29 protein-coding genes are annotated in these 26182 nt (G+C 48.2%); 17 read left to right on the top strand and 12 right to left on the bottom strand.

From position 1 onward, the window contains the following. Positions 1 to 13 precede the first annotated feature (13 nt). Entirely contained in the window at positions 14 to 469 is a 456-nt protein-coding gene (locus WHS43_04100) for a ligand-binding protein SH3 (GenBank protein MEJ5338818.1), read from the top strand. Here WHS43_04100 and WHS43_04095 read toward each other — a convergent pair. The 4 genes from WHS43_04095 to trpS are packed head-to-tail and all read right to left on the bottom strand — an operon-like array spanning position 466 to position 3251. Then, positions 466 to 813, bottom strand: a complete 348-nt coding sequence (locus tag WHS43_04095; GenBank protein MEJ5338817.1) for a 6-carboxytetrahydropterin synthase — start codon at positions 811 to 813, stop codon at positions 466 to 468. The two genes, WHS43_04100 and WHS43_04095, sit on opposite strands and share 4 nt — an antisense overlap. Beyond that, complete coding sequence (locus WHS43_04090) at positions 813 to 1043, bottom strand: hypothetical protein (GenBank protein MEJ5338816.1); 231 nt, start codon at positions 1041 to 1043, stop codon at positions 813 to 815. The genes WHS43_04095 and WHS43_04090 overlap by 1 nt, the downstream gene beginning before the upstream one ends. Beyond that, positions 1021 to 2070, bottom strand: a complete 1050-nt coding sequence (locus WHS43_04085; protein MEJ5338815.1) for a PHP domain-containing protein — start codon at positions 2068 to 2070, stop codon at positions 1021 to 1023. The genes WHS43_04090 and WHS43_04085 overlap by 23 nt, the downstream gene beginning before the upstream one ends. Next, a complete protein-coding gene (gene trpS, locus WHS43_04080) occupies positions 2067 to 3251 on the bottom strand; it encodes a tryptophan--tRNA ligase (protein MEJ5338814.1) in 1185 nt (394 codons plus the stop codon). The genes WHS43_04085 and trpS overlap by 4 nt, the downstream gene beginning before the upstream one ends. Positions 3252 to 3293: 42 nt before the next feature. Here trpS and WHS43_04075 point away from each other — a divergent pair, with 42 nt between their 5' ends. Both WHS43_04075 and WHS43_04070 read left to right on the top strand, forming a co-directional pair. Continuing rightward, positions 3294 to 4040 carry a MotA/TolQ/ExbB proton channel family protein gene (locus WHS43_04075; protein MEJ5338813.1) on the top strand — a complete coding sequence of 249 codons (747 nt, stop codon included), beginning with the start codon at positions 3294 to 3296 and terminating at the stop codon, positions 4038 to 4040. Then, positions 4040 to 4783: an OmpA family protein gene (locus WHS43_04070; GenBank protein ID MEJ5338812.1), complete on the top strand. Its 744-nt coding sequence runs from the start codon at positions 4040 to 4042 to the stop codon at positions 4781 to 4783. Before WHS43_04075 ends, WHS43_04070 begins: the two co-directional genes overlap by 1 nt. On the opposite strand, the gene WHS43_04065 is transcribed toward WHS43_04070, so the two are convergent. Both WHS43_04065 and WHS43_04060 read right to left on the bottom strand, forming a co-directional pair. After that, a complete protein-coding gene (locus WHS43_04065) occupies positions 4728 to 5786 on the bottom strand; it encodes a DegT/DnrJ/EryC1/StrS family aminotransferase (GenBank protein MEJ5338811.1) in 1059 nt (352 codons plus the stop codon). The genes WHS43_04070 and WHS43_04065 overlap by 56 nt on opposite strands. 78 nt (positions 5787 to 5864) lie before the next feature. After that, on the bottom strand, positions 5865 to 8045 hold the full coding sequence (locus WHS43_04060; GenBank protein ID MEJ5338810.1) for a carbon monoxide dehydrogenase beta subunit family protein: 2181 nt from the start codon (positions 8043 to 8045) through the stop codon (positions 5865 to 5867). A 109-nt stretch (positions 8046 to 8154) separates the two neighbouring features. On the opposite strand from WHS43_04060, the gene WHS43_04055 reads away from it, so the two are divergent. The 4 genes from WHS43_04055 (at position 8155) to WHS43_04040 (ending at position 11912) form a co-directional block, all read left to right on the top strand. Continuing rightward, on the top strand, positions 8155 to 9087 hold the full coding sequence (locus WHS43_04055; GenBank protein MEJ5338809.1) for a hypothetical protein: 933 nt from the start codon (positions 8155 to 8157) through the stop codon (positions 9085 to 9087). Between the two features lie 7 nt (positions 9088 to 9094). Beyond that, positions 9095 to 10471 (top strand): argininosuccinate lyase, encoded by a 1377-nt coding sequence (gene argH, locus WHS43_04050; protein ID MEJ5338808.1) that lies wholly within the window; start codon positions 9095 to 9097, stop codon positions 10469 to 10471. Continuing rightward, positions 10468 to 10698 carry a hypothetical protein gene (locus tag WHS43_04045; protein ID MEJ5338807.1) on the top strand — a complete coding sequence of 77 codons (231 nt, stop codon included), beginning with the start codon at positions 10468 to 10470 and terminating at the stop codon, positions 10696 to 10698. The genes argH and WHS43_04045 overlap by 4 nt, the downstream gene beginning before the upstream one ends. Positions 10699 to 11189: 491 nt before the next feature. Beyond that, complete coding sequence (locus tag WHS43_04040; protein ID MEJ5338806.1) at positions 11190 to 11912, top strand: flagellar hook-basal body protein; 723 nt, start codon at positions 11190 to 11192, stop codon at positions 11910 to 11912. Here the strand turns inward: WHS43_04040 and WHS43_04035 are convergent. Together WHS43_04035 and thiE are read right to left on the bottom strand one after the other, a co-directional pair. Further along, positions 11909 to 12778 (bottom strand): 5'-3' exonuclease H3TH domain-containing protein, encoded by an 870-nt coding sequence (locus WHS43_04035; GenBank protein ID MEJ5338805.1) that lies wholly within the window; start codon positions 12776 to 12778, stop codon positions 11909 to 11911. The two genes, WHS43_04040 and WHS43_04035, sit on opposite strands and share 4 nt — an antisense overlap. Then, positions 12756 to 13418 (bottom strand): thiamine phosphate synthase, encoded by a 663-nt coding sequence (thiE, locus tag WHS43_04030; protein MEJ5338804.1) that lies wholly within the window; start codon positions 13416 to 13418, stop codon positions 12756 to 12758. The genes WHS43_04035 and thiE overlap by 23 nt, the downstream gene beginning before the upstream one ends. 48 nt (positions 13419 to 13466) lie before the next feature. Here thiE and WHS43_04025 point away from each other — a divergent pair, with 48 nt between their 5' ends. The 4 genes from WHS43_04025 to WHS43_04010 are packed head-to-tail and all read left to right on the top strand — an operon-like array spanning position 13467 to position 15216. Beyond that, positions 13467 to 13940 carry a Fur family transcriptional regulator gene (locus WHS43_04025; GenBank protein ID MEJ5338803.1) on the top strand — a complete coding sequence of 158 codons (474 nt, stop codon included), beginning with the start codon at positions 13467 to 13469 and terminating at the stop codon, positions 13938 to 13940. Further along, positions 13909 to 14424: a lytic transglycosylase domain-containing protein gene (locus WHS43_04020; protein ID MEJ5338802.1), complete on the top strand. Its 516-nt coding sequence runs from the start codon at positions 13909 to 13911 to the stop codon at positions 14422 to 14424. Before WHS43_04025 ends, WHS43_04020 begins: the two co-directional genes overlap by 32 nt. 6 nt (positions 14425 to 14430) lie before the next feature. Further along, on the top strand, positions 14431 to 14766 hold the full coding sequence (locus WHS43_04015) for a hypothetical protein (protein ID MEJ5338801.1): 336 nt from the start codon (positions 14431 to 14433) through the stop codon (positions 14764 to 14766). 9 nt (positions 14767 to 14775) lie between these two features. Then, positions 14776 to 15216, top strand: coding sequence for a ribonuclease H-like YkuK family protein (locus tag WHS43_04010; GenBank protein MEJ5338800.1), 441 nt, complete (start codon positions 14776 to 14778; stop codon positions 15214 to 15216). On the opposite strand, the gene speE is transcribed toward WHS43_04010, so the two are convergent. Both speE and rsmA read right to left on the bottom strand, forming a co-directional pair. Next, positions 15213 to 16055: a polyamine aminopropyltransferase gene (speE, locus tag WHS43_04005; GenBank protein ID MEJ5338799.1), complete on the bottom strand. Its 843-nt coding sequence runs from the start codon at positions 16053 to 16055 to the stop codon at positions 15213 to 15215. The genes WHS43_04010 and speE overlap by 4 nt on opposite strands. Next, positions 16052 to 16801 carry a 16S rRNA (adenine(1518)-N(6)/adenine(1519)-N(6))-dimethyltransferase RsmA gene (gene rsmA, locus WHS43_04000; GenBank protein MEJ5338798.1) on the bottom strand — a complete coding sequence of 250 codons (750 nt, stop codon included), beginning with the start codon at positions 16799 to 16801 and terminating at the stop codon, positions 16052 to 16054. The genes speE and rsmA overlap by 4 nt, the downstream gene beginning before the upstream one ends. A gap of 17 nt (positions 16802 to 16818) precedes the next feature. On the opposite strand from rsmA, the gene WHS43_03995 reads away from it, so the two are divergent. The 3 genes from WHS43_03995 to WHS43_03985 are packed head-to-tail and all read left to right on the top strand — an operon-like array spanning position 16819 to position 19394. Beyond that, a complete protein-coding gene (locus tag WHS43_03995) occupies positions 16819 to 17481 on the top strand; it encodes a hypothetical protein (GenBank protein MEJ5338797.1) in 663 nt (220 codons plus the stop codon). Continuing rightward, the gene (locus WHS43_03990) at positions 17471 to 18427 is read left to right on the top strand and encodes a glycosyltransferase family 2 protein (GenBank protein MEJ5338796.1); all 957 of its coding nucleotides are present in this window, start codon (positions 17471 to 17473) and stop codon (positions 18425 to 18427) included. The genes WHS43_03995 and WHS43_03990 overlap by 11 nt, the downstream gene beginning before the upstream one ends. Before the next feature lie 58 nt (positions 18428 to 18485). Next, complete coding sequence (locus WHS43_03985; protein ID MEJ5338795.1) at positions 18486 to 19394, top strand: LysR family transcriptional regulator; 909 nt, start codon at positions 18486 to 18488, stop codon at positions 19392 to 19394. Here WHS43_03985 and mtnP read toward each other — a convergent pair. Then, entirely contained in the window at positions 19391 to 20224 is an 834-nt protein-coding gene (mtnP, locus tag WHS43_03980) for an S-methyl-5'-thioadenosine phosphorylase (protein MEJ5338794.1), read from the bottom strand. The two genes, WHS43_03985 and mtnP, sit on opposite strands and share 4 nt — an antisense overlap. Further along, complete coding sequence (nth, locus tag WHS43_03975; protein MEJ5338793.1) at positions 20221 to 20841, bottom strand: endonuclease III; 621 nt, start codon at positions 20839 to 20841, stop codon at positions 20221 to 20223. Before nth ends, mtnP begins: the two co-directional genes overlap by 4 nt. Positions 20842 to 20903: 62 nt before the next feature. Between nth and WHS43_03970 the strand changes: the two genes are divergently transcribed. From WHS43_03970 to tkt, 3 genes are read left to right on the top strand one after another with little or no spacing between them, the layout of a single operon-like run. Continuing rightward, entirely contained in the window at positions 20904 to 21899 is a 996-nt protein-coding gene (locus tag WHS43_03970) for an EAL domain-containing protein (GenBank protein ID MEJ5338792.1), read from the top strand. Between the two features lie 20 nt (positions 21900 to 21919). Beyond that, positions 21920 to 24196, top strand: coding sequence for a 5-methyltetrahydropteroyltriglutamate--homocysteine S-methyltransferase (gene metE, locus WHS43_03965; protein ID MEJ5338791.1), 2277 nt, complete (start codon positions 21920 to 21922; stop codon positions 24194 to 24196). Then, positions 24193 to 26175, top strand: coding sequence for a transketolase (tkt, locus tag WHS43_03960; protein ID MEJ5338790.1), 1983 nt, complete (start codon positions 24193 to 24195; stop codon positions 26173 to 26175). Before metE ends, tkt begins: the two co-directional genes overlap by 4 nt. Positions 26176 to 26182 lie beyond the last annotated feature (7 nt).

Raw genomic sequence — 26182 nt, 5'->3', positions numbered from 1 at the left:
AGGAGGTGCAACCATGTATGGAAACTACATAGTAGACGTTCCAGAGGATGCCATAGTTAACATAAACTACGTGGTGCTAAAGGAGGGTGTCACCATTGACGATGTGGCTGAAAGGGTGGCATACCTCTGCGAGCATGTGAAAACTTACCACTCCGACACGGGCTTCTATGGAGGCTTTGTTGCACTGAATACGGGTGGTGTATCCCTTGAGGGATCCACAGCAGGTCAGACTACAGAGCATCCGCTGAAGGAAAGAGAAGTGCTCATAATTACCTTCTGGAGGTCTCTGGAAGACCACGAGGAATCTCATAGGAGCGAGGGCTTCAACAGGCTCTTTAAAGAGCTAACGGAGCTTGCAGAGAGCACACACGAGGTGGTCTATCAGATGCTCTGGCAAGGCAAAGCCTACGACCCTGAGATGGCAAAGAAGGCAAGGGAGGCAAAGCAGGCTAACTGTGTCAGCTGTTAATCCTCCCAGTATTCCGCCCCACAGTCTTCCTTCTCCCACACGATTATCCTTGAGACTGTGGGGTATCTCTCCTTCACCTTCTGGTAAATCCACCTTGCCATGTTCTCTGCACTTGGTGAGAAATCCACCAGCTCATTCAGAAGCCTGTAATCGGGCAGGAGCTCCCTCAGAAAACTGTCTATCTCCAGAAAGTCATAGCCCATACCACCCGCATCTACGCTGTCCGCCCTTATATGAACCTCTACAGTCCAGGTGTGTCCATGAATGGGCTCTGGAGCGCCGTGGTAGTCTGTAAGGAAATGTGCCCAGTTAAATTTTTTCTTTACTATCACATTCCAGGGCATCAGTCCAGCTCCTCCCCTCTTATGAGCCTCTGGGCATAGTTTACACACGCGAGCACCATAAACCACAGGGCGTGGTTGTTTGTATCTTCAAATTCCTCCTTTACCCAGAGGGTGCCATCTTCTCTTCTTACCAGCTTTATGTATTCAAAGGCTCTCAGGGCGAGTGCCCTGTTTGAAACCCTCTCAAGTATCTTTTCCTTTATCTCCTCAGGAAGTGGCATCTCTTCCATACTTTTCCTCCTTGCAGGTAAATAGAAAAAGAGGTGTAAGCCCAAAGTAAAAGTTCCATACTCTGAATTTATAAGTATATCCCAGTAAGAGAGTTCTTCCAGAACATTGCGATAGTTCAAAGTAAGACCCTGTGTAAAGCTCCTCTCCCTTCTCCTTTAGCCTGTAGAGGATACACTGCACAGGGGGTAAAACCTTAAGCACTGAGCCCTCTTTCCAGAAAAGGGTCGGCTTTTTACTGAAGGATATGAGGATGCTACCCCTCTGCAATTCTCTGAGGAAGTCCTCTGAGTCCCTGACCTTTCTGTCCGTTATGAGAAAGTTGCGCAGAACTCTAAAGCTATGCCTGTAGTCTGGAAACAGAAATCTCACGCCCACTTCCCTTACGTATACCTTCACATGATGGTCAAGTCCTGCAACCACCGGATTGTTGATTCCCATGTTGAGATAGAGCAGGGCGTATTTTCTTATATCTACGAGCCTTTTCAGAGCTGAAATGGAAAACCTTATGGAGAAGAGTCCAGCTATGAAAAGGTAAGGGATAAGGAATAAAAGAAGAAGTTTTCTTTCAAGTAGCGCATCTTTAAGGTCTATTATTTCAAAGAGGTAGTCTTCGGGAAGTGGAAGGCGCCATCTGTATTTTTCCTTGAAAGGATGGGCTACAACTCTTACATTTCCAGCTTCAAGAAGGTCCCCCATGATATTTCCCTTCTCGTCTGTGAGCTTTACTTCTTTTCCCGCCAGAATTTTCTCGCCAGCAAAGTGCCTTATATCATCCCTGTCATGGTCTGTGACTATTAGGAAGTCTATGTCCTCCTCTTTCGAAGACCTTATCAGGTCCTCCGGCTTGCCCAGAGAATCGTAGGAAAACTGCGTGTGGATATGCAGCTCAAAGGAGTATATGTACAATGGGGGCAGTTTTGACGGACTTTTTTTTACGCTTTTTGCCCTTAAAAACCTTACAGGATACAGCTCAGCCACAAGTAAGTAAAGTAAAAAAAAGAAGATGGCAAGAAGTAAGTAGGTCATCCCACTTTTATTTTTCTTCTTACTTCTTCCATAGTTTCTGAAGCCGTTTTCCTTGCCCTCTCGGAACCCTCTTCAAGCACTTTCCTGAGAAACTCCCTGTCTCTGGCCACCTCTTCCCTTCTTTCTCTCATAGGCTTTAAAAAGCTTTCCAGTCCCTCCAGCATCATTTTCTTACAGTCCACACAGCCAAGCTTGCCACTTCTGCAGTCTCTCTCCACCTCCTCAACTCTTTCCGATGGGGAAAATATTTTGTGGTAGAAAAAGACGGGGCATATCTCTGGTCTTCCCGGGTCTCCCTTTCTGAGCTTCTGGGGGTCTGTGTAAAAGCTCATAACCTTCCTTTTCACCTCTTCCTCGCTGTCTGCGAAGTATATGGCGTTGCCGTAGGATTTGCTCATCTTCCTCCCGTCGGTTCCGGGAAGTTTTGGAGTCTCTGTGAGCATAGCCTGAGGCTCCGGGAAAGTTTCTCCATAGAGGTTGTTGAACCTTCTTGCTATCTCCCTTGATAGCTCTATGTGGGGTAGCTGGTCTTCTCCCACGGGAACCGCCTGAGCCTTGTATATGAGTATGTCCACCGCCTGAAGCACTGGATAGCCCAGGAAGCCATAGGTATCTGTGTCATAAAAATCCCTCTTTGAGACGTTGAGTTCCTTGAGCATTTCCTTATCCAGATATCCTTCAAAGAGTGCACCGATAAGTGCGTCAGACAGAGTATCAAGGAGGAGTTCCTCGAGGGCTTCAAAGTCTTCAACCCTGTAGGGTAGTTTAGCGACAAAGGTCTTTATATGGTCTCTCAGACCACCCTTGAACATGAGACTGAGGTCTGCAATCCTCAGAAGATTATACTTTGTATCCTTGTAGGTGGGGTTCCACTCAAGCCAGCTTTTGGGGGTTATCATTGAGAATATGAGAAAAAGCTCAGCGTGCTCCTTTACCTTTGATTGCTGAAATATGACGCTTTTTTGCGGGTCAATGCCCAGAGCAAGCCAGTCTATGAGCATCTCTTCCACATTCTGGGGTATCTCCCCCACCCTTTTGTAGCCTGTGGTAAGGGCATGCCAGTCTGCCACCATGTAGAGGGTTTCATACTCTTCCTGAAGCCTTACCCAGTTTTTTATGACGCCAAAGTAATGTCCAAGGTGTAGTTTTCCCGTAGGTCTCATACCGCTGAGAACTCTCATGGTCTAAATATTAAAACACAGCTGACGATTATAATATCTACCATGGACCTTCTTACAGTTATAGGCATTGTGGGGGGACTGGTGGCTCTTCTCATAGGTGCAGTTCTCAAGGGTGCGAGCATTCTGTTTCTCATACAGCCGGCTGCCTTTGTTATAGTGGTTCCAACCACTCTTTTTGCAAGCCTTGTAACCATGCCCATAGCAAAGTTTTCTCTTATCATAGAAGGCCTTAAAATAGCCTTTAAGGGTGGTGGGAATGAAGCTCTTGAGACCAAAGCTCAGCTTGTTGAGCTAGCAAACATCGTGAGAAAAGAGGGTATGCTTGCCCTTGAAACCAGGGCGGAGGAGATAGAGGACCCCTTTCTCAGGAGAGCAATAGACCTTATGGTTCTCGGTGTGGATGAAAACGTGCTCGTGGAGAGCTTAGAAGCGGAGATAGCAAAGAAGGAAGAGGACTTTGAAATAGCGGTGGAATACTGGAAGAACTCTGCGGAAAGTGCACCCACCTTTGGTCTTGTGGGAGCCGTCTTCGGATTGATGAAAGCCCTCAAGAGCCTTGACAACGCTCAGGAGCTTGCTGCGGGAATATCTGCCGCTTTTGTGGCAACCGTTTACGGGATAACCTTTTCCTATCTCGTTTTTGGTCCGCTCTCCAAGAAGATTAAGATAAAGTCAAAAGAGGAGACGCTCAGAATGTATATGATACTGGATGCCTGCAGGATGATGGTGAGGGGCGAAAATCCCAGGCTTATAGAAGAAAGGCTCAGCTCTTACGTTGAGGTCAAATAATGAAGAAGAAAAAGTGCCCCGAGGAAGTTTCAGAGAAATGGGCAATACCATATGCAGACTTTCTCACGCTGCTTCTGTGTCTTTTCATAGCCCTCTTTGCCATGGCTCAGGCGGGCAAGCAGGCGGCGCTTGAATATGCTCAGGCTTTTGCAAAAGCCTTCGGTATGAGGCTTGTCCCCTTTCAGGAAACTTTGCCAAGGCAGATACTCCCAGAGCCAGTGCTAAAAAGAGCTGAACCCACAGAAAAGGGAAGAAGACTGCAGAGGCAGCTTCAGGAGCTTCAGGAAATGCTGAAAAAGATGGGTCTTGAAGGGGAATTAAAAATAGCCTACGAGGCCATAGGTATAAGGCTTATTCTTCAGGAGAAGCTTCTCTTTGAACCGGGAAGCGCAGACATAAAGCCGGAGATGAGACCTATTCTTGACAGACTGTATGAGATAGTCAAAGACCTTCCAAATCCTGTGGAAGTGGAGGGGCATACGGATAACATACCCATATCAACGGAGAGGTTTCCCTCCAACTGGGAGCTTTCTACTGCAAGGGCTGGTTCCATAGTTAGGTATTTTATAGCAAAGGGTGTAAACCCTGAGAGATTAAAGGCTTCGGGTTATGCTGATACCAGACCCATAGCTTCCAACACAACTCCAGAGGGCAGAGCCCAGAACAGAAGGGTGGAAATCGTCATACTCAACATAAGGGGTGCGGAGCTAACCCGACCTCAGACAGGAGAATCTCAACCATAAAGTTCACCTCCTCATCAGAGAGATAGGGGTGAACGGGGATGGAAAAAACCTCTTTCCTGAACCTCTCTGCGTTGGGAGTAGGAAGATGCTCTGCATTTCTTAGCTCATGAAGAAGATAAGGGTAGTATACCCTTGCATCTATGCCCTTTCCCCTGAGCCTTTCCACTATCTGTTCCCTCTGAGGATGCCTCAGGGTATACAGGTGATAGATATGGTAAGCTCCCTCTCTTTCGACAGGGTGCACAAAGGCGCCGTTCAGAGACTGCATGTATTTGTGGGCTATTTCTCTTCTCCTCTGGTTGTTTTCATCCAGCTTTCTGAGCTGCACGTATCCTACGCCTGCCTGAAACTCAGTAATTCTCACATTGAAAGCTGGATGCTCTCCAAAGTCTATCCACTTTTTAATTTCAGCGGCGAGCCTGTCATCGCTGGTGGCGACCGCACCACCCTCTCCCATGGGCAGGTTTTTGGAGGCATAGAAGCTAAAGGCTGATATATGCCCCAGAGAGCCCGCCTTTTTGCCCTTCCACATGGCACCGTGTGCCTGAGCGGAGTCCTCCAACACATAAAAGCCATACCTTTCTGAGAGCTGCATTATGGCGTCCATGTCTGCGGTCTGCCCATAAAGGTGCACGGGCACTACCACCTTTGGTCTGTATCTCTTTACCGCATCCTCAAGCTGGTTTGGGTCCATAGTGTAGTGCTGGTCCACGTCCACCACCACAGGCACGCCACCTGCGAGGTAGACCGCATCTATGGTTGCCATAAAACTCATGGCTGGCACTACCACCCTCTCTCCTTCTACCCCCAGAGCTTTTAGTGCCACAAAGAGGGCAACTGTTCCAGAGCATACTGTAAAGACATGCTTTACACCCAGATATCTGGCAAACTCCTCCTGAAAGAGGGCTGTCCACTTACCTCTGGTTATCTGTCCACTCTGGAGTATCTCAAGAACTATGTTTTTCTCCTCTTCTGAAAACCTTGGTTCTATTATTCTTATCATGGGTTTTGTAATATATGCCTCTCTCTTTTGCAATGTTGCCAGAGAGAGAAGCTCACAAATCAGGTCTCTGGAAAAATTTCAAAGGAGTTTTGTAAAATCTTCCAGTTTTTCCGCATCCGTAAAGCTCGTTGAGAGGTGTGCGGTAGGATGTCCATAGAGCCCGCAGAGGGCAACCACCTTTGTATCCGTATACTTTCTCAGAAGTCTTATCACAAAGTCTGTTCTGTAGCAGTGCACTCCCACAAGCACCGTAAGGTCGTGCCTGCCATGGAGCACTGCATGGTGCGGGTTAGGAGGGTCCATTTCTACAGAAGGGTCGTATTTTTTTAGCTTTGGTCTGTAGTCAGGCAGGACTTTCACGTTGAACCTTCCCACCTTCTCAATAAGTTCCCTGAGGAGCCTTGCCTTTTCCTGAAGCTCCTTCTCTCCAAAGTCCCAGAAGACCAGAGGTCCCAGCACTATGGTAGGTCTTTCAGATTCCTTTAGCCATCGGGCAAGGGTATCAAAGGCTTCCCGATAGCCTACAACCTCTTCTCCTATGGTTGCCTCTCCAAGGAAGACCTCTCTCTGCATGGAGGTCCTTGTCCTATCTTCCTGAGGTGTCGGCACCGCCTTAGGCTTTCTGTAGTATTCTGGCCTAAAGTCCGCAAGGTAAGGAGAAAAGCCAAAACTTGTCTCCCTTCTGTTTTCCTTTTCCTCCGCATCTTCCTTTATAGAAAGGCTGTTGTACAGGTCTTCCTTTATAAGGTCAAGTTCTACGGTGAACTCTCCGTGGTATGCCCTCTCTTCCTCCTCCACGCCCAGGCTGTAGCAGGTGGTTCCCACAATGTCAAAGAGTACGCCCTTTGCTCCCTCCTCCGACGCCCTTCTAAATATTTCGTATCTCTTTTCATAAAACTCATAACAGCAGTGTCCTATGTAGGTGTATCCATTTTGAGCACACCACAAGAGAGTGTCTCTGAGTAGCTCAAAGGAGGTTATGGTTATGGGTATCATGCCCTTCTGGTAGGCAAGCCTGTAGGCATCTCCCACCGTGCATCCCCCACACTCTCCGCAGTCGTCCAGATGCCTGTAGTCGCACCATCTTGGCTTGGCACAGTAGGGCAGGAGCATCACCTTTGCCTTCTGGAGGTTTTCCACAAGTCCTCCACCTATGGAGGCTATGATGTTATTCAGTCTTTTTTTTTCAATACCCAGCTCTATGCCCTCCACCTTGCGCAGGGGAAAGAGGACTGCCTCCACAAAGTCTTCCACCTTCAGGTTCAGACCTTCCCAATCTCTCTGTGAGAAGAACTCCCTTATTCTCTTTTCCACATCCACAAGGGGGCTATGCTTGAGATAGGCCTCAAGGTCGTAGATGAGCCTCTGAGGGCAGACAAAGAAGTCCCCGTTTATTATTACCTGCTGTAGCACCTTGCTCTGAAGGTCCACCTTGGCAGAAACCCTGAAGGTTCCACCCGGACACCTGTATATGCCAAAAAGCATCTCGCTGTCGGTGGGAGCCCTCTTCACATGGTAGACCCACTCGTCGCTCCTGAAGTAATCCTTCTTCTCTTCAAAGAGCCTGAGCTCCTCCTCAGTGAGCTCCTCCCACTGAGCATCTATCTGGAGCTCCTCCTTTAGGCCTTCAAGGATTGCCCTGAAGACCTCTTCCTTCTGAGGCATATAGCCCAGAGCCCTCTTTACCCACTCTACCCTGTCCTCTGCGGACTTTATGCCTTTGGAGGTGAGCTTTTCCACAGGAATCTGCAGAGACTTTAGCATGCGCTCCACGTTAAAGTCCATAAGCACGGTGCCCTGATAGAGAAAGGCCTTTCCTTCAAAGACACCGCCAGTGCCTGAAATCTTTTTTCCTTCTACCTCTATATCGTTTCTTGGTCTGAACTCTGCCTTTACGCCAAGCTTCTGAAGGCCCTTTGCGACACCGGTGCATATTTTTCTTGTCAGCTCTTCGTAGCTCAGGCTTCTAAGGTGCTCCGTGCTGGCTATCACCTCCCAGCCTATCTGGGTCTCGTCAAAGTATATGGCACCCCCTCCGGTGATTCTTCTCCCCACCTGAATGCCTTCCCTCTGCGTGTATTCAAGACGGACTTCTTGCTCCACTGCCTGATGAAATCCCACCAGCACACACTCGGGCCTAAACTGCAAAAACCTTACAGTGGGAGGAATCTTCCCCTCCGCCATAAGGTCAAGCATTATCCTGTCAAGGGCTATGTTTTCGTAGTGAGGTCTCTGTCCGGTGTATACAACACGCCACATGCTCGCCTCCTATGTGAGTTGATGGTAAATTTTAGGCTCTACAGGGCCCCTTTTTGCTGATATGTGTCAGGTTGGTCTTTGCATGACTGGATTAACCTTTTAGCCCAGTATGTTTGTGTCTGGAAGTTTTCAGAGTCTGTGTGTCTTTCTTGCTATTTTTGTGGGCATTTATCTTGGCAGGTTTGAAACCATAAGGTGGCTTTCAGAGCATCTCATAACGCCCTTTCTCTTTCTCATGCTCCTTGGCATTTTTCTGAATATCCCCATCGGAGAGATTTCCAGAGCCTACAGAGGGGGCAGGTTTTTTCTGCTGAGCCTTGCGGTCAACTTTTTGGCGACACCTGCGGTGGCGTATCTTCTGGGGCTTTTCTTTTTGCGGGAGGAGCCCGCCCTGTGGATAGGCTTTCTCATGCTACTGGTGACTCCCTGCACTGACTGGTATCTGGTGTTTACCGCCATGGCCGGGGGGAATCTGCCTCTGAGCCTGTCAATCCTCCCCGTAAACTTCCTGCTTCAGGTAGCTCTTTTGCCCGTCTACCTTGAGCTTTTCTTTGCAGAGGAGGGTTCTGTTGATATGTGGAGCATACTCAGGGGAATAGTAATAGTCATCCTCATACCCCTCCTGCTGACACAGATTCTCAGAAGGACAGGTCTTGCAGGCAAGCTATCCCTCTTAGAAAAAGGTCAGACTCTCTTTCTCGCTCTTGCCATAACAGCCATGTTTGCCTCTCAGGGAGAAGCCATAAAGGCAAACCCTCTCCTCTTTCTCAAAATGCTCCCACCGCTATTCTTCTTCTTCCTTTTTGCCTTTTTGTCGGGCATGTTGCTGGGAAGGCTTTTTCTCAAAAGCTACAGGGATACTGCAAGCCTCACCTTTACCCTCATGGCAAGAAACTCGCCCATAGCCTTAGCCATAGCCCTGACAGCCTTTGAGGATGAGCCACTGGTGGCGCTTGCCCTCGTCATCGGACCTTTGATTGAACTGCCGGTGCTTTTTATAACCGCCAGAGGGCTTTTGTTCCTCAGGAGGTTGGGCTTATAATTTTCCCATGCAAAAGCCCTGGGAAGGACGCTTCAGAGAAAAGACAGAAGAGTTTGTGGAGAGGTTTACCCAGTCGGTAAGTTTTGACAGGGAGCTTGCCCTCTGGGACATCCGCCAGAGCAAGGCTCACGTGAAAACCCTGCAGAGGGCAGGCGTGCTCTCAGAAGATGAGGCAAAAAAGCTCCTTGAAGGTCTTCAGAGCATAGAGGAAGACATACTGCAGGGCAGGTTTGTCTTCAGAGATGAGCTTGAGGACGTGCACATGAACATAGAGGCAGAGCTCATAAGGAGACTGGGGGATGTGGGAGGAAAGCTACACACAGCCAGGAGCAGGAACGACCAGGTGGCAACCGATGAGAGGCTATACATAAAAGACAGACTCCTTGAGGTGATAGAGGCTCTCAGAGCTCTCAGAAGAGAGCTCATAAAGCTTGCAGAAAACAGCCTTGATATAATAATGCCCTCTTACACACACCTTCAGAGAGCTCAGCCCATAAGGCTTGCCCACTACTTTCTGGCATACAGGGAAATCTTCCTTGTGGATGAGAGCAGGTTTATGAATGCCTACAGGTCTGCAGATTGCCTTCCACTTGGTTCTGGCGCCGTTGCCGGGGTTGACTTTCCCCTCGACAGGTTCTACACGGCGGAGCTTTTGGGCTTTGGCAGAGTCTGCAGAAACTCCATGCAGGCGACTGCTGACAGGGACTTTATTCTGGATGTGCTTTATGCCTGTGCTGTCTGTGGCATGCACCTGTCAAGACTCTCAGAAGACCTCATTCTGTGGTCCACAGAAGAGTTTGGCTTTATAGATCTGCCCGACAGGCTCTGCACAGGAAGCTCCATAATGCCTCAGAAGAAAAATCCCGACGTGCTTGAACTCATAAGAGGAAAGACGGGAAGGCTTTACGGAAATCTGATGAGCCTTCTGACTGTGCTGAAAGGGCTACCAATGGCATACAACAGAGACCTGCAGGAGGACAAAGAGCCTCTATTTGACAGCCTGAAAACCATTAAGGACTGCCTTGAGGGCATGAGACTTGTGCTGGAAGGCATGAGTATAAGAGCGGACCGTATGAGAGAAGCAAGCGGAGGCTTTACCCTCATGACAGACCTTGCCAACTACCTGGTGCATAAGGGACTTCCCTTCCGTCAGGCACACGCAATAGCAGGCTCCATTACCGCATACCTTCTTGAAAAGGGCAAAAGACCGGAAGAGCTAACCCTTGAGGAGCTAAAGAGTTTTTCTGAGCTATACGAGGAGGATGCCCTTGAGCTCCTTGACCCCCAGAAGGTAGCAGACAGAAGAAAGACCTACGGCGGAACTGCAAAGGAAGAGCTTATGAAAAGACTGCAGGTATCAAAAAGGGAGGAGGGCATGCCATGAAAATGCTCTTAGGCTTTATACTGCTCTTCCTATTTGCAGGTTTTCTTGGAATGCTTGTGTTCCTCAACCAGCAGAAGGTGGTGCTTGTGCTTACTCCTGCCTACAGGGGCATCTATTACATGGTTCCGGAGATGTCTCTGGGACTTCTTGTAGTGCTGAGCTTTTTACTGGGAATACTTACAGGCTATGTGCTTGCACTGATAAGCAGATTGCTGAAACACCTTTGAAGGTGCTATAATTTAGGGTGCATATAAGGGGCAGAAAGCCCCTTGACATTTTGGCAACTGAATAGGGTGGGCTGATGTTCTGATGCCAGAGTATCATGATGCTGTGATGCTTTTATGCTTTGATGCTGCAGGTTTTGGGTCTTTGATTATCAAGGTTTTGAATTTGACAATAACATGCTCAGATTTGCACGACCGCCGGTCTTCGGCAAAGAAACCCTTTTTGAAGGGGGTGGGGTATAGACGAGCCTTTATAAATGCGGTTTCAATTGAGGTGCATTTTCGGGTTTTAAGCCCACCGTAAGGGATATTACGCTGTCTGTGTTAGACTTACCCAATGTCCTCAAAAGAGACCAGTAAGAGAGCTCCTCCCTACTTCCTTTCCATCCGCAGAGCTCGGGGCGGAAATCCTCGCAAGGCTGGGAGATGAAGCTCTTGACACTGAAGGAGCTCAGACCTAACTTAAGGGTAAATCTATCTGAAGAGGGTAAGGGATGGCTATTGAATATCAGCCCCTCTACATACTCTCAAGTGGGATGCTACTTCAGCAGAGAAAGCTGGATGTTATTACCAACAACCTTGCCAACGCAGACACTCCAGCCTTCAAAAGAGACCTTCTTCTTGCCAGCCTGTGGGAAACCCCTGGCGGTCAGAGGATTCAGGACACAGACCCTCAGAACCCTACCAACAACTTCCTCTACCCGGTAGTAGAAAGGGTCTTTACAGACCTCTCTCAGGGTGCCATAAGGCAGACGGGCAATCCCCTTGACCTTGCCATAGAAGGAAGGGGCTTTTTTGCAGTGAGAAGGGGTCAGGAGGTGTTTTACACCAGAAAGGGAAACCTCAGGTTGGACAGTGAGGGCTTTCTTGTGAACGAGCTGGGCTACAGGGTATTGGACAGCAATCTCAACGAGATAAGGCTGGAAGGTCAGCCTACCTTTGGTGTGGATGGCTCCGTTTTTGTGAACGGTCAGCAGGTTGCCACGCTGGGTATCTTTGACCTCCAGAACCCCCAGAAGGCAGGAAGAGACCTCTTTACCGGTCAGGCTCAGCCCGCTCAGGGCTTCGGGCTCAGGCAGGGCTTTCTTGAGCTCTCCAACGCCAGCCCCATCCTTGAGATGGCTCAGCTTATTCAGACTCACAGAGCTCACGAGGTTTATTCAAATCTCATAAGGTCTCTTGACGCCATATACGAGAGGTTCAACCAGAGCTTCTAAAAGAGGCTCTTCTGCACCTGAACCTTTGAAAGGTTTTCCAGCTCCTTTATAAGGCTTTTCATTTCAAGCTCTTCAAGCCTTCTTCTGAGAGCCTCGTAATCTGGCTTTCTCAGCATGAGGTCCTCCTCCTCTACGGCGAGCCCTTCCACCTTCTGAAGCTCCAGCAGGTTCAGTGCCAGCTCAAGGCTTTCTTTCTTTGCATAAGGAAAGGCTGAAGAAAACTCATCCCAGTTTCTGAGAATATTCTCAACGCTTCCATACCTTTCAAGAACCCTAATGGCGGTCTTTGGACCTATGCCCTTAACTCCCTCTATGTTGTCCACCTTGTCGCCCACAAGGGCAAGGTAGTCTCTCAGTTTCTCAGGCGGGACGCCAAACTTTTCCATAACCTTCTTCCTGTCAAAGACTTCACCGCTTATGGGATTTATCACCACAAACCTCTCACTCACGAGCTGAAGGATATCCTTGTCAGGCGAATATACCTTTGCTGAAAAATCCCTCTCAAGAGCCCACCAGCACAAAGTGGCTATTATATCGTCCGCCTCGTAACCTTCAACTTCGTATATTCTTATTCCCATAAGCCCTGTGAGCTCCTTTATCACGGGTATCTGCACTCTGAGGGGGTCGGGCATGGCAGGTCTTTTTGCCTTGTATTCCCTGTAAAACTCTTCTCTTTTTGTGGGTGCTGGGTAGTCAAAGGCTACGGCAAAGTATAGAGGCTTTTCCGTTTTCAGAAGGGCAAAAACAGCTCTCATAAAGCCGTATATGGCACCGGTTGGAAAGCCAGACTTAGTGGAAAGGAGAGGAAGGGCAAAAAAGCTCCTGTAGAGAAAGGCTGAACCGTCAAGGAGATAAAGCACCTTCATGAAGAGACTTCCTGTAGTAGCCTTTCATTGCCTCCACAAGGCTTCTTGTGGCTTTTTCCACATCCTCAAAACCGAGGATCGCAGAGACCACCGCAATGCCCTTTGCACCTGCAGAAAGCACCTCCGCTACCCTGTAGTGGGTTATGCCTCCTATGGCAACTACGGGCTTGGAGGTGAGCTTTACTGCCTGACGCAGTCCCTCAAGCCCAACCAGCCTGTAGTTTTCCTTTGTGGTAGTCTCGTAAACGGAGCCAAAGCCTATGTAGTCTATGGGAAGGTGCTCCACCTCCCTCAGCTTGTCCACAGAATTGACAGAGTATCCTATATACATCCTGTCTCCCACGAGCTTTCTGACCACATCGGGTGGAAGGTCCTGCTGACCCACATGCACCCCATCCGCCTCCACCGCAAGGGCAAGGTCAACCCTGTCGTTGACTACAAGGTCAACATTGTATCTTTTTGTGAGCTCTCTCAGGACAAGAAGCTCCTCGTACATCTGCCTTGCAGGCTTGTTTTTGAACCTGTATTGAAGGGCGGTGATACCTCCCCTTATGGCAGACTCTATAGTGGACACAAGGTCTCTGTCCTGAAAGAACTTGTCGTCGGTAACAAGATAGAGGGTAAGCTCTGGCTTTTTCATCCTTTCCTCCTGTTGCAAATGATATTCAGTTAGCTTATATTATATGCCATGCAGCTTGAAGAGTTAAAGCAGAAGTTTGAGCAGTTTCTGAGACAGAGTGGTCATAAGATAACAAAAGGGAGGTTTGAGATAATAGACAAGATAGCCAGCTATGGTCCCCACTTTGAGATAGAAGAGCTTGTGCGCTGGATTGCCAACCAGGACAGGTCCATTGCCAGCAGGTCCACCGTCTACAGAACAGTCAGACTTCTTCAGGAGTTTGGAGCCATAAGGGAAGTTATAAAGCTGGGCAACAGAACCATCTACGAGTTTGTGGCAGGCAAGCCACACCATGAACATCTCATATGCGTTGAGTGTGGAAAGATAATAGAGTTCTACAGGGAAGAGATTGAGGAGCTTCAGGACAGGGTATGTGAAGAACACAACTTTACGCCCATCAATCACAGGCTTGAGATTTTCGGCATATGTTCTGAATGCAAGGAAAGGAAGCATGAGAATAGAAGGATGGAGGTTAGAGCTTAAGACCACAAGGGCAGAGCACATAAGGTCTGGACAAGACTTTATTTCCTACCTCAGCTCAGCCATAGAAAAACAGCAGGAGCTTATCAAAAAAGAGAGCCTTCCCGTGGATGCCAGAATAAGGGCAAAGGTGGAGGAGGTCTCCCAGAAGTATAACATCCCAGAAGAGCTAATCCTTGCCATAATAAAGCAAGAGAGCAACTTCAACCCTAGCGCCTACAACAGAAACAGGGATGGCACAGAGGACAGAGGTCTTATGCAGGTAAACTACCAGCACAACTTAAGGCTCATGAAAGAATACGGTATCACAGACCCCGACCAGCTCTTTGACGTAGAGACCAACATAGAGCTCGGTGCAAGGATACTATACGAGAACTTCCAGAGGTTTGGCAACTGGGTCATGGCGGTGAAGGCATACAACGGGCTCAGAGCCCAGAACTGGGATTACGTTAGAGGGGTGTTTGAGAAAGTATCCCTTTTCAGGTGAGGTGTCATGAAAGTAGGTGAGCTCAGCACAAAGCAGAAGGAGTTTTTAAAGAATGTCTTTGAGCTGGAAGAGCTTCCAGAAGGCATGGAGCTTGAGGAGTTTCTCTCCTCAAAGGACTGCAGGCTATATGAGTGCCTTGGCTGCAGCAGGCTCATATTCCATGACAACTACGAGTTCTGGAACCTGACTGACTGTTGCGATGACAACTCAAAGCTAGTGGAGGAAGGGCTTCTGTGCGAAATCTGCTACTCAAAGACTCCTGAAAACCTCAAACACTGGATATTTTTCCGTCCCACATACTACAAGGATGTGGACTTCAAACCCTACCCGGATAAGAGCTAAAATATTTACATGCCCCTGATAAGGGATGTTGATGAGATAAAAGAGTTCATAAAAAGGACATCAGAAAAAACTGCAGTCTACGTAGGTTGTGACTCAAGACAGGTGAAAAATTACACAGTCTTTGTCTCCGTTGTGGTTGTCCACATAGATTCCTGCAGGGGTGCAAAAATATTCTGGAGGGTGGACAGGGTAAGCAGGATAAGGTCTCTCAGACAGAGGCTTCTGGAGGAGGTGAGCAGGGCAGTTTACCTCGCCCTTGAAATATCGGAGGTGGTGGGCAAAAGACCCTTTGAGGTCCACCTCGACATAAACCCCAACCCAGAACATAACTCCAGCGTCATACTCAAAGAAGCCATTGGCTACGTGCTTGCACAGGGACTAAAGCCGGTGGTAAAGCCCCATTCCATAGCAGCGAAAACCGTAGCAGACTACATCACCGGCAAGTATTAAAACACATACTCGCCTGATATGAGCCTGCTGTAAAAACTTTCAGGCAAAAAGGCATACCTGTGCATGTCTGCAGAATAAAGCTTTGTATGAACTTTTACTTCCCTTGAGGGCTCCCTTACAGGATGCTTTTTTGAACCTATGGACATGGTCCACCAGTAGCCTGCGTAGCCCGGTATTACCGCCGTATATAGGTCTACCACGGGAAAAACCTTTTTCAGCGCCTTCTGTATTCTCCTTACTATCTCAATGTGGTAGTGTATGGACTCTGTCTGACCCACGTAAATACCATCCTCCTTGAGAGCTCTGTATACATACTTGAAAAACTCCTCCGTTGTAAGCACATGGGCGAAGCCCACCGGGTCTGTAGAGTCCACTATTATCACATCAAACTCAGATTCATAGTCCTGTATGTATCTGTAGCCGTCCTCGTTCAGCACTATCGCCCTCGGGTCTTCAAAGGCACCTGCCATTGTGGGAAGAAACCTTTTGGATACTTCTATAACCTCCCTGTCTATGTCTACCAGCACTGCCCTCTTGACTTCTGGATGCTTGAGCACCTCTCTGAGAACTCCACCATCCCCACCACCTATTATAAGAACGTTCTCGGGGTTTGGGTGTGCGTAGAGGGGGACATGCGCCATAAACTCGTGGTATATGAACTCATAGCGTTCATCGCACTGAGCTACGCCGTCAAGGACAAGGATTCTTCCAAAGTGGGGTGACTCCACCACCATTATCTCCTGATACTCACTCTTGCCGTGGTAAAGCACATTGCTTATGGGATAGCAGTGTCTTATGGGAGCATATGGGTCTCTTTCCATGAAGAAGGTGTCCATCATGGTCTTTCACCTCTTGGTTTTTTCTGGATATTATAAAGCATAAAAACTTCATCTGGCTGTAGAGAGTCCACTCTACGCATGGGGTCAATACCTGTCTGAAAGAGAAGTTCCTCTGGAAGTTTGTTCTTGAGTGCCTTCCTTCTCATGGAGTAAAGCCCTGTAAGAAATTTCTTGTAGTCTCTCAGGTCAATCTCCGGGATGGTCTCCTTTCTCAGGAGCCTGACGAGTCCAGACTGAACTCTGGGAGGTGGCCTAAAAAACCTGCCTGGCAGGCTCATGAGATACTCTACTCTGTAAAAGGTTCGGACAAAGGTGGAGAGCCAGGAAGGGCCCTTCTGGAGCTTCTCAGCCACTTCCTTCTGTAGCATGTATACTGCCAGGGGTATGCACCCGTGATGAAAGACTGTGTTTTCCAGTATCAGGCTTGCCACATTGTAAGGAAGGTTTCCTGTCACCTTAAGCCTTTCTCCCAGAGAGCAGAGGTCAAAAAGGGTTGCATCCGCCCTGTGTATAATTACCCTGCTGTCCCTTATGTTTCCTTCAAGTATCCCTACCATCTGGGGGTCTACCTCCAGAAGGTGAAGCTCTTTGAGGGGTTTTTTGAGTAATTCCTTTGTAAGATTACCCGTGCCCGGACCTATTTCAACCACCACATCCCCCTCTTCCACCTGCAGGAAGTCTGCTATTCGTTCCAGCACACCCTTTGCTACCAGAAGATGCTGACCGAGATGTTTTTTGAGCCTCATGCCTTATAATTTTAGACATGTTCCTTTTTCTCCTTCCTTACAGCCCTCTTCAGAAGAGGCTGGCTTTTAAGAATTGTGATAAGAGCAGGTTCAGCCTTGAGGAGTTTGAACCCCTTGCAAGGTCCATTGAGAAAGACTTTGTAAAAGATGGCTCTCTTGCACCTCTCTACAGGAGGTTTGGTGGCCCCTTCTGGGAAAGTCTGGAGTTGTGGGTCCTGCCTCCGGGGGTAGTTAAATACATAGAGGAAAATTCATGGGTGCTCACACCACTTTATGGTCTTTTAAAGCCCTCTGCCTGTGTGCCCTTTGCACCTGTATCCTGGAATAGCCTGTATAAGGGCTGGAAGCTCATAGACTTCTGGAAAGGGCATTTTAAAAATTTTTCTGAAAGACTTTTTGGTGGAAAGCATGTGGTCCCCTTTTTTGGCAAGACCTACATGAGCCTTTTTGACTTTAGCTTCGCAGAGTCTGTTCTGAGTTTTGAGTTTTACAGAAAAGACATGAGAGTTAAAAATCCAGCAAGACATCATGCCTATGTGTTGCGATTCATGGCCGAATGGAAGTTGACCTTCTCAGACCTGCACAGGATAAACTTCTACGACTACAGGGTGGAGGAAGTGAAGAAAGAGGGCAGAAACCTCCTAGTAGTTATGAGGTCGGAGGGAAGGTATGAGCTATAAGGACCCTTACCTTTCCGTAGTCATTCCTGCTTACAATGAAGAGGAAAACATCCCCATACTTTATGAAAAGCTCAGAAAGGTTCTTGAAAACCTTGGAAGAGAATACGAAGTCATCTTTGTGGATGATGGTTCTGCAGACCACACCTGGGAAAGACTTAAGGAAATAGCAGAAAGAGACCCGAAGGTAAAACTCATCCGCTTCAGGAAGAACTATGGTCAGACAGCGGCCATGTATGCTGGCTTTCAGCACGCCAGCGGTGAAGTTGTCATAACCATGGATGCGGACCTTCAGAACGACCCTGAAGACATACCAGTGCTTCTGCGAAAGCTGGAAGAGGGCTATGACATAGTGAGCGGTTGGAGAAAGGACCGCAAAGACCCCTTCCTTTCAAGAAGACTTCCCTCCATCATAGCCAACTGGGTCATATCAAAGGTCACCGGAGTTGAGCTTCATGACTATGGCTGCACATTGAAAGCTTACAGAGCGGGAATAATAAAGAGGCTTGAGCTTTATGGAGACATGCACAGGTTTCTGCCTGCCCTTACAAAAAGGCTCGGTGCAAAGATTACGGAGATTCCAGTCCGACATCATCCCAGAATCTACGGAAGGTCAAAGTATGGCATAGGTAGAACCATAAGGGTTTTACTGGACATATTCCTGGTTAAATTCCTCAACGAATACATAAACAAGCCCATGTATGTTTTTGGGACCTTTGGCTTTGTTCTCCTGAGCCTTGGCCTGATTATGCTCCTCTACCTTATTTTCATCAAGCTCTTTCTCCAGGAAGACATAGGCAGGAGACCCCTGCTCATTCTCAGCGTGCTCTTTACTCTTGCGGGCATCCAGCTCATATCCACTGGTGTAATAGCAGAGCTTCTTGTAAGGGTATACTACAGAACGAGGGAAGACAAACCCTTTGTGGTGGAAGAAAAGGTCAACCTGTGAACAAAAACCTATGACCACCTTCATTGAAGCTCTGATGGATTATGCTTAAGCTAATACCATGAAAAACATCGATGTGGACCTGCGACTGCTTGAACTTTTCTGCTGTGTGTATGAAAAGGGGAGCCTTTCTGAAAGCTCAAACTGTCTTCATCTCTCTCAGTCCACCATAAGCTTTCACATGCATCAGCTTGAAAAGTCCATAGGTCTCAAGCTCTTTTACAGAAAGGGCAGGAAACTACTTCCCACCAGCAACGCCCATATGCTCTATCCCTACGCAAGAAAGTTGCTTGAGCTAAAGCTCTCTGTAATAGAGGAGATAAAACTTCTAACCGGCTCATACAAGGGCTACATAAAAATAGGCGCAAGCTCCATACCGGGGAGCTATCTCCTGCCAGAGTTTATAAGCAGGTATATCAGCAAAAATCCCAGCACCAAGATAGACCTGACGGTGGAAGACTCTGAAATAGTGCTCAGAAAGGTTGAATCTGGGGAGATTGACCTTGGCTTTACTGGTTTTGTCCATTATGACCAGAGAATGGAAGTAAGGGAAGTTTGGGAGGACAGTATTCTTTTTGTGGGTGGCAGAGGTGTTGGAGAATGGCTTACTCTTGAAGAGCTTACAAGTATGCCCTTCATCCTGAGAGAGGAGACCTCTGGCACGAGGAGGTTTATGGAGAGCTTTCTCAGGTCGCTGGGCGTAGATGTAAGGGACCTTAACGTGGTCCTTGTTGTGAACAAAAACGAGGTTATACTGGAAGTGCTAAGAAGTATAAGGGCTGTTTCCTATCTTTCATCTCATGTATTGAAGGGGCTTGACAGCCCAGAGGTCAGGGTCCTGAAAGTAAGAGGTATGGAAACGCCTGTTAGAAAGTTCTACATGGTTTACAGCAAAGACAGGCCACAGAGCCCAGCGGTGAGAAACTTTCTTGAGGAGTTTGGCAGATTCCTGCAGGAGGTGAGGGTCTAAACCTCTGCACCTTCCAGTATTCGGTCACAACCGCAGGTTCTATCCTCAGGCAATCTTTCTATAAACTCCAGAATTAATTTCCCAATTTCCTCTTCCCTCTTCTTCATCAGGCTTATGACTTCCTCGCTGGTGAGCCTGTAGCCCGCTATGCCCGCCGCAGGGTTTGCCACCACGCAAAGGCTCGCGTAGCACATGGTAAGCTCGCGGGCAAGAACCACTTCAGGATACCCCGTCATACCCACCACATCACCCCCAAACTTTTCTATAGCCCTTATCTCCGCCGGCGTTTCAAACCTTGGTCCCTCCGTGCAGGCGTATACGCCAGAGGGGTGATAGGGAAGTTTAAGCCCTTCAAGGGTTTCCATAAGCACCGACCTCATCTGGGGACAGTAAAGCTGACCTGCGTCTATGTGCACCACCTTGCCCTTGCTGAGAAGCTCTGCCACCCTGTCGTCCCCCTTCACTGGCAGTGAAAACTTCCCCTCGTAGTAGGTATCTTTCCTACCCTTTGTAAAATCAAGAAGGTCATCCACGAGCACAAAGTCCCCGGGCTTGAACCTTCTATTTATGGCACCTACTGCGGATACGGCAAGAACCCTTTTTATTCCAAGCTCTCTGAAAGCCCAGAGGTTTGCCCTGTAAGGCACAAGGTGCGGTGGGTATACATGTCCCTCCCCGTGCCTGGACAGGAAAGCCAGCTCTTTTCCCTCTATCCGAGCTATAACCACATCCGAAGAGGGCTCACCAAAGGGCGTCCTGATTCTTACTCTTTCCACAACCTCCACACCCTCAAGCCTGTAAAGCCCACTTCCACCTATTACGCCTATCATAGTTCCCTTGATGGACACAGGTCATAGAGGGGACATTCATGATGTTTTGGCTTCTGGGCGGTGCATACGTATCTTCCAAGGAGTATGAGTAGGTTTGAGAACTTTCCCCAGTGCTCTTTTGGGATCTGCTTCATCAGGTCTCCCTCTATCTTTTCTGGCTTTTTCTCCTGCGTAAGGCCCAGCCTCTGGCTTACTCTTGCCACATGAGTGTCTACTGCAATGCCCTCGTTTTTACCAAAGGCGTTGTATAAAATTATGTTGGCGCTTTTCCTGCCAATACCGGGAAGGCTCGTGAGAGCTTCCATAGTATCCGGCACCTTCCCTCCAAAATCTTCCATTATTTTCTGGCATGCAGACTTTATGAACTTTGCCTTGTTCCTGTAGTAGTTTATGGAGCTTATGTCCCTCTCAAGCTCTTCAAGTGGGATCTTCAGATAATCTTCACAGCTTCTGTATTTTTTAAAGAGGCTTTCTGTAAGCTCGTTCACCTTTTTGTCTGTTGCCTGCGCCGCAAGTATGACGGCTACGAGGAGCTCAAGCGGGTTTGAATAGTGGAGCTCAAGCCTGTTGGGGAAAACCCTCTCAAGCCTCAGTATTATTTCATGAACCTTTTCCATATGTTTTAAAATTATAGCATGCCGGAGAAGCTTTTCTTTTGCATGGCAGACGTGGAAGGGATATGATTGTTCTATATCTGAAGGATTCCCCAGACAAGCTAAAGCAGGTGCTTTTTTCCCTGAAAGTGCCCTTTAAAAGTGCTGGAAATGTTTTTGTTCTGAACATGGACAGGGAAAAATTCATAAGCATGGTAGATAATTTTCCCAGGGAGATTGTAGGGAAAATGAAGATATACGTGGCAAAAAAAGATGAAATATCAAAAATAGAGGACCTTATTGAGATAGGTTTCAGGTCAGTCACCCTCGAAGAGTTTGTTGAAGAATACCTTTTTCAGAGTCTGTTGGGCATACTGAACACGGGTGAGACGCAATTCCATCCAATCATAGATACCAGAAGCAGGAGGGTATATGGGTTTGAAGCCCTATGCAGATTATCCATACCAATAAACAAACTTTTCAAGGTAAGCGATAGAATTTCCTACATTGCAGATAAATTCTGCAGAGAAAGAGCTCTGCTTGAATACATTAACAGGTCACTATCTTCCTACCACCTTTTCCTGAATTTTCATCCCAAGTTCCTGAAAAATCCGCTGGAAAACGTGGGTGAACTCATGACAAGCCTTATGGGCAGGAGTATTGAACCCTCAAAGGTTGTGGTTGAGATAGATGAATACGAGGGGATGGACATACACAGCATAAAGCTTATAAGAGATTTTCTCAAGGCTGAGGGGGTGCAGGTAGCCCTTGATGATGTGGGGGCTGGGTATTCTGGATTATACCATCTGACTGAGATACATCCAGACATAGCAAAGCTTGACATATCCCTGATTAGAGACATTCATAAAAACCAGGTTAAACAGGCCATTCTCAGTGGACTGGTAAAGGCGTGCAGAGAAACCGGAGTAAAGGTTCTCGCAGAAGGTGTTGAGAAGGTTGAAGAGTTGAAATATCTCATGAGTCTTGAGGTAGAACTGCTTCAGGGTTTTGTCTTTGCAAAACCCAGCTCACATCCAGATGTAAATCAGATAGAGGAGATAGCTTATAATTTATTAACCTAACACTCTCGGAGGTGCCTGTCATGAAAACCCTCGCCTATGGTTTCCCAAAGCTGGGAGAGAAGAGGGAGTTCAAGAGCCTTCTGGAGAACTTCTGGAAGGGCAAGATTTCAGAAGCTGATTTCATAGATGGTATGAACTCTCTCAGGGACTGGATGGCAGAGCTTTACAGCTCCCATGTGGACCTTTTCCCCTCTGGAGAGCTCTCTTATTACGACTTTGTGCTTGATACGGCAATAACGCTGGGTGCGGTTCCCAAGAGGTTTGGAGATTACAGAGGGCTCGAGACTTACTTCCAGATGGCAAGGGGGGGTCAGGCTCTTGAGATGACCAAATACTTCAACACCAACTACCACTACCTTGTTCCAGAGCTCGAGAGCAAAAGTTTCAGGCTTTTGAAAAACATACCACTTGAGGAGTTCAGCCATTTTAAAAACAGAGGATACAGCCCCCTTCCAAAGCTTGTAGCTCCCTTCACCTTCCTCAAGCTCTCAAAGGTCCTCAAAAAATCCTCCACCTCCCAACTACCCCTCTACGAGCTTTCAAAACTGGAAAGCCAGAAGGACTTTGAAGAATACTTGAATGCAGTCTTCCCCGTATACGAGGAGCTTTTAAAGAGCCTGAAAGGTGCTGGTGCTCAGGCGGTGCTCATGGAAGACCCAGCCCTGTGTCTTGAGATGGAAGGATGGGAGTGGGAGCTGGTGCACGAAACTTACGGATGTCTGAGCAAGCATCTTGATGTATATGTGCTTACCTATTACGATAGCCTTTCAGATTACAGAAGGTTTGTGGACCTGCCAGTAAAAGCCCTTGGGCTTGACCTTGTTTCCAACGGAGAAAACCTCCAGAACCTCAGAAGGGAGGGCTTTCCCAAAGGTAAGGCACTCATAGCGGGCATAATAAACGGAAGGAACGTATGGAGGGCAAACCTCAGAGAAAAGTTAGGGCTTGTAGAGGAACTTTCAAAATACGCAGAAGACCTTATAATCTCCAATTCCTGCCCCCTTTTCCACCTTCCTGTGAGCGTAGCTCCCGAAGATGCCCTTCCAGAGGGTCTCAGGGAAAGACTTTCCTTTGCAAGGGAAAAGCTCAGAGAGCTGAAAGTTCTCAGAGAGGCCTTTGAAGGGAAGGAGGAGGCTCTTAGGGAAGTGGAAGAATCAGAAAGGCTTGCCCTCCAGGCCTTTGGCATAAGGGAGGAGGTAAGAAAAAGGGTAGCACGTCTTACCCATAAGGACTTTGAGAGGGAAATGCCATATGCGGAGAGGATAAGGCTTCAGCAGGATATTCTCAGGCTTCCTCTCCTTCCTACCACCACCATAGGCTCCTTTCCACAGACGGAGGAGGTAAGAAAAACGAGGACTGCATACACCTCCGGAAAGATTACGGAGGAGGAATACAGGGAATTTATCAGAAAGCAGATAGAAGACCTTATAAAGGTTCAGGAAGAAATTGGGCTTGATGTGTTGGTTCACGGCGAGTTTGAAAGGACAGACATGGTGGAGTTCTTTGCCCAGAAGCTGGAAGGCATTGCCACCACAAAACATGGCTGGGTGCTCTCCTACGGCTCAAGGGTTTACAGGCCGCCCATCATATACGGCGATGTGCACAGACCAGAGCCCATGACAGTGGAGGAGATTGCCTATGCCCAGTCCCTGACAGAAAAGCCCGTCAAGGGCATGCTCACTGGACCTGTCACCATCCTCAATTGGAGCTACTACAGGGAAGACATCCCAAAAAGGGAGATAGCCTACCAGATTGCTCTTGCCCTTCTTGAGGAAGTGAGAGACCTTGAGCAGGCTGGCATAAAGGTGATTCAGATTGATGAACCGGCTTTCAGAGAGGGAGCGCCTCTCAAGAGAAGGGACTGGCCAGAGTATTTTGACTGGGCGGTAAAGGCCTTCAGGCTATGCTCAAAGGCAAGGCCAGAAACTCAGATACACACCCATATGTGCTACAGTGAGTTCAATGAAGTTCTCCATTACATCTACCAGATGGACTTTGATGTCATATCCATAGAGGCTTCTCGCAGCAAGGGAGAGATAATATCCGCCTTTGAAAACTTCAGAGGATGGGACAGACAGATAGGCATAGGTGTATACGACATACACTCACCGGCTATCCCCACAAAGGAGCAAATCAAAGCTGTTCTTGAAAGGTCCATGAGGGTGCTTCCTGTGGAACTCCTCTGGGTAAACCCCGACTGCGGCCTAAAGACCAGAAGATGGGAAGAGGTTATTCCTTCACTGAAAAACATGGTGGAGACCGCAAAGGAACTAAGGGAGGAGCTTGTCAGGGCATGAATAGGGACGAGCTTCTTATAAACACCATAAGATTTCTGAGCGTTGACCAGGTAGAGAGGGCAAAGTCAGGGCATCCGGGTATGCCCCTGGGAGCAAGCCATATAGCATATCTTATATTTGACCGCTTTCTGCGCTTTAACCCAGAAAACCCGGGCTGGATAAACAGAGACCGCTTTGTGCTCTCTGCAGGTCATGCCAGCGCCATGCTCTATTCTCTTCTTTTTGTGATGGGCTATGACCTCAGCCTTGAAGACCTCAGAGGCTTCAGACAGCTCGGTAGCAGAACGCCCGGACACCCTGAAAACTTTCTGACCCCCGGTGTGGAGGCAACCACAGGACCCCTGGGCCAGGGTATAGGAAACGCGGTTGGCATGGCTCTTGCGGAAAAGTATCTTTCATCCCTCTTTAACAGGGAAGGGTTTCCTGTAATTGACCACTACACTTTTGCACTGGTGAGCGATGGGGACCTGATGGAGGGGGTTTCCTGCGAAGTTGGGGAGCTGGCAGCTCACTGGAGGCTAAATAAGCTTGTGGTAATATACGACAACAACGGAGTCTCCATAGATGGGCCCACATCCCTTGCCTGGTCAGAGGATGTTTGCAAGAGGTTTGAGGCCTTTGGCTGGTATGTTCAGCACATAGAGGATGGCTACAACTTGCAGCATATAGAAAAGGCAATAGAGAATGCCCTAAGGCAGAAGGAAAGGCCCTCCTTCATATCGGTGAGAACGCATCTGGGCTATGGCTCACCAAAGCAGGATGATGCCAGCGTTCACGGTGCACCCCTTGGAAGAGAAAATGCTCTTCAGACAAAGAGAAATTTTGGCTGGCCAGAAGAAGAGTTTTATGTGCCGGAGGAGGCACTGGCATATAGAGAAGAGAGGATAAGGAAGGGTAGAGAGCTGGAAGAAGAATGGAACAGGCTTTTTGAAGCCTACAGGGAGAAGTATCCTCAGGAGGCAGAGCTTCTTCTGAAAGCCTTCAAAAAAGACTGGGGCGAGGAATACAGAAAGCACATTCCGGTCTTTACCGAACCTATGGCCACCCGTCAGGCAAGTGGGAAGGTGCTAAACGCCATAGCTCCCCATCTACCCACCCTCTTTGGGGGCTCTGCAGACCTTTCTGAGTCCAACAACACATACCTGCATGGTATGGGCGATTTTTCTGGGGAAAACCCCACTGGAAGAAACATCCACTTTGGCGTGAGAGAGCATGGAATGGGCACAATCCTGAACGGCATGGCATACCATGGGGGCATAATTCCTTATGGTGGAACCTTTCTCGTCTTTTCTGACTACATGAGGCCCTCCATAAGGCTGGCCAGTATGGCAGGCCTTCAGGTGGTGTATGTTTTTACCCACGACTCTATAGGACTTGGTGAGGACGGACCCACTCACCAGCCAGTGGAGCATCTGAGCTCCCTGAGGCTGATTCCAAACCTCAGAGTTATAAGGCCTGCGGATGCAGAGGAGACGGCCATAGCCTGGGACATGGCTATACAGAGAAAGGAAGGACCAACAGCCCTCATACTCACAAGGCAGAAATTGCCTCTCATAGACAGGGCAAAGTATCCACCCGCTGAAGGCATAAGGAGGGGTGCCTACACGCTTCTTGATTGCGATGGGTTTCCAGAGCTCATAATCCTTGCAAGCGGCTCAGAGGTGCATCCGGCCCTAAAGGCAGGCGAAATGCTCCAGCAGGAAGGTCTTAAGGTCAGGGTTATTAACATGGCAAGTTTTGAGGTTTTTGAGGAGCAGGAAGAGGACTATAAAAAGGCCCTTCTACCGCCAGAGATAAAAAGGAGGGTGGCGGTTGAGGCAGGAAGGGGCCTTTGCTGGCACAGGTATGTGGGGACGGAGGGACTGGTGATAGGGCTTGAAACCTTTGGAAAATCCGCACCGGGTGATGTGCTTATGGAGTACTTTGGCTTTACCGCAGAAAGTATAATCAAAAGGATAAAAGAGCACTTCAGGCTATGACAATCGC

Source organism: Aquificaceae bacterium (assembly GCA_037481935.1).
Taxonomy (GTDB): Bacteria; Aquificota; Aquificia; order Aquificales; family Aquificaceae; genus Pampinifervens.
This window is presented reverse-complemented; position numbering and strand designations above follow the sequence as displayed.

Coding starts and splice junctions, on each gene's coding strand:
- WHS43_03990 (MEJ5338796.1), top strand. CDS start 17,471: ATGAGCTATAAGGACCCTTACCTTTCCGTAGTCATTCCTGCTTACAAT.
- WHS43_04055 (MEJ5338809.1), top strand. CDS start 8,155: ATGTTTGTGTCTGGAAGTTTTCAGAGTCTGTGTGTCTTTCTTGCTATT.
- argH (MEJ5338808.1), top strand. CDS start 9,095: ATGCAAAAGCCCTGGGAAGGACGCTTCAGAGAAAAGACAGAAGAGTTT.
- WHS43_04090 (MEJ5338816.1), bottom strand. CDS start 1,043: ATGGAAGAGATGCCACTTCCTGAGGAGATAAAGGAAAAGATACTTGAG.
- WHS43_04040 (MEJ5338806.1), top strand. CDS start 11,190: ATGGCTATTGAATATCAGCCCCTCTACATACTCTCAAGTGGGATGCTA.
- WHS43_03985 (MEJ5338795.1), top strand. CDS start 18,486: ATGAAAAACATCGATGTGGACCTGCGACTGCTTGAACTTTTCTGCTGT.
- WHS43_04075 (MEJ5338813.1), top strand. CDS start 3,294: ATGGACCTTCTTACAGTTATAGGCATTGTGGGGGGACTGGTGGCTCTT.
- mtnP (MEJ5338794.1), bottom strand. CDS start 20,224: ATGATAGGCGTAATAGGTGGAAGTGGGCTTTACAGGCTTGAGGGTGTG.
- WHS43_04060 (MEJ5338810.1), bottom strand. CDS start 8,045: ATGTGGCGTGTTGTATACACCGGACAGAGACCTCACTACGAAAACATA.
- WHS43_04070 (MEJ5338812.1), top strand. CDS start 4,040: ATGAAGAAGAAAAAGTGCCCCGAGGAAGTTTCAGAGAAATGGGCAATA.
- WHS43_04065 (MEJ5338811.1), bottom strand. CDS start 5,786: ATGATAAGAATAATAGAACCAAGGTTTTCAGAAGAGGAGAAAAACATA.
- WHS43_04025 (MEJ5338803.1), top strand. CDS start 13,467: ATGCAGCTTGAAGAGTTAAAGCAGAAGTTTGAGCAGTTTCTGAGACAG.
- nth (MEJ5338793.1), bottom strand. CDS start 20,841: ATGGAAAAGGTTCATGAAATAATACTGAGGCTTGAGAGGGTTTTCCCC.
- trpS (MEJ5338814.1), bottom strand. CDS start 3,251: ATGAGAGTTCTCAGCGGTATGAGACCTACGGGAAAACTACACCTTGGA.
- WHS43_04095 (MEJ5338817.1), bottom strand. CDS start 813: ATGCCCTGGAATGTGATAGTAAAGAAAAAATTTAACTGGGCACATTTC.
- WHS43_04010 (MEJ5338800.1), top strand. CDS start 14,776: ATGCCCCTGATAAGGGATGTTGATGAGATAAAAGAGTTCATAAAAAGG.
- metE (MEJ5338791.1), top strand. CDS start 21,920: ATGAAAACCCTCGCCTATGGTTTCCCAAAGCTGGGAGAGAAGAGGGAG.
- WHS43_04100 (MEJ5338818.1), top strand. CDS start 14: ATGTATGGAAACTACATAGTAGACGTTCCAGAGGATGCCATAGTTAAC.
- WHS43_04035 (MEJ5338805.1), bottom strand. CDS start 12,778: ATGAAGGTGCTTTATCTCCTTGACGGTTCAGCCTTTCTCTACAGGAGC.
- WHS43_03970 (MEJ5338792.1), top strand. CDS start 20,904: ATGATTGTTCTATATCTGAAGGATTCCCCAGACAAGCTAAAGCAGGTG.
- WHS43_04045 (MEJ5338807.1), top strand. CDS start 10,468: ATGAAAATGCTCTTAGGCTTTATACTGCTCTTCCTATTTGCAGGTTTT.
- WHS43_04015 (MEJ5338801.1), top strand. CDS start 14,431: ATGAAAGTAGGTGAGCTCAGCACAAAGCAGAAGGAGTTTTTAAAGAAT.
- thiE (MEJ5338804.1), bottom strand. CDS start 13,418: ATGAAAAAGCCAGAGCTTACCCTCTATCTTGTTACCGACGACAAGTTC.
- WHS43_04020 (MEJ5338802.1), top strand. CDS start 13,909: ATGAGAATAGAAGGATGGAGGTTAGAGCTTAAGACCACAAGGGCAGAG.
- tkt (MEJ5338790.1), top strand. CDS start 24,193: ATGAATAGGGACGAGCTTCTTATAAACACCATAAGATTTCTGAGCGTT.
- speE (MEJ5338799.1), bottom strand. CDS start 16,055: ATGATGGACACCTTCTTCATGGAAAGAGACCCATATGCTCCCATAAGA.
- rsmA (MEJ5338798.1), bottom strand. CDS start 16,801: ATGAGGCTCAAAAAACATCTCGGTCAGCATCTTCTGGTAGCAAAGGGT.
- WHS43_03995 (MEJ5338797.1), top strand. CDS start 16,819: ATGTTCCTTTTTCTCCTTCCTTACAGCCCTCTTCAGAAGAGGCTGGCT.
- WHS43_04085 (MEJ5338815.1), bottom strand. CDS start 2,070: ATGACCTACTTACTTCTTGCCATCTTCTTTTTTTTACTTTACTTACTT.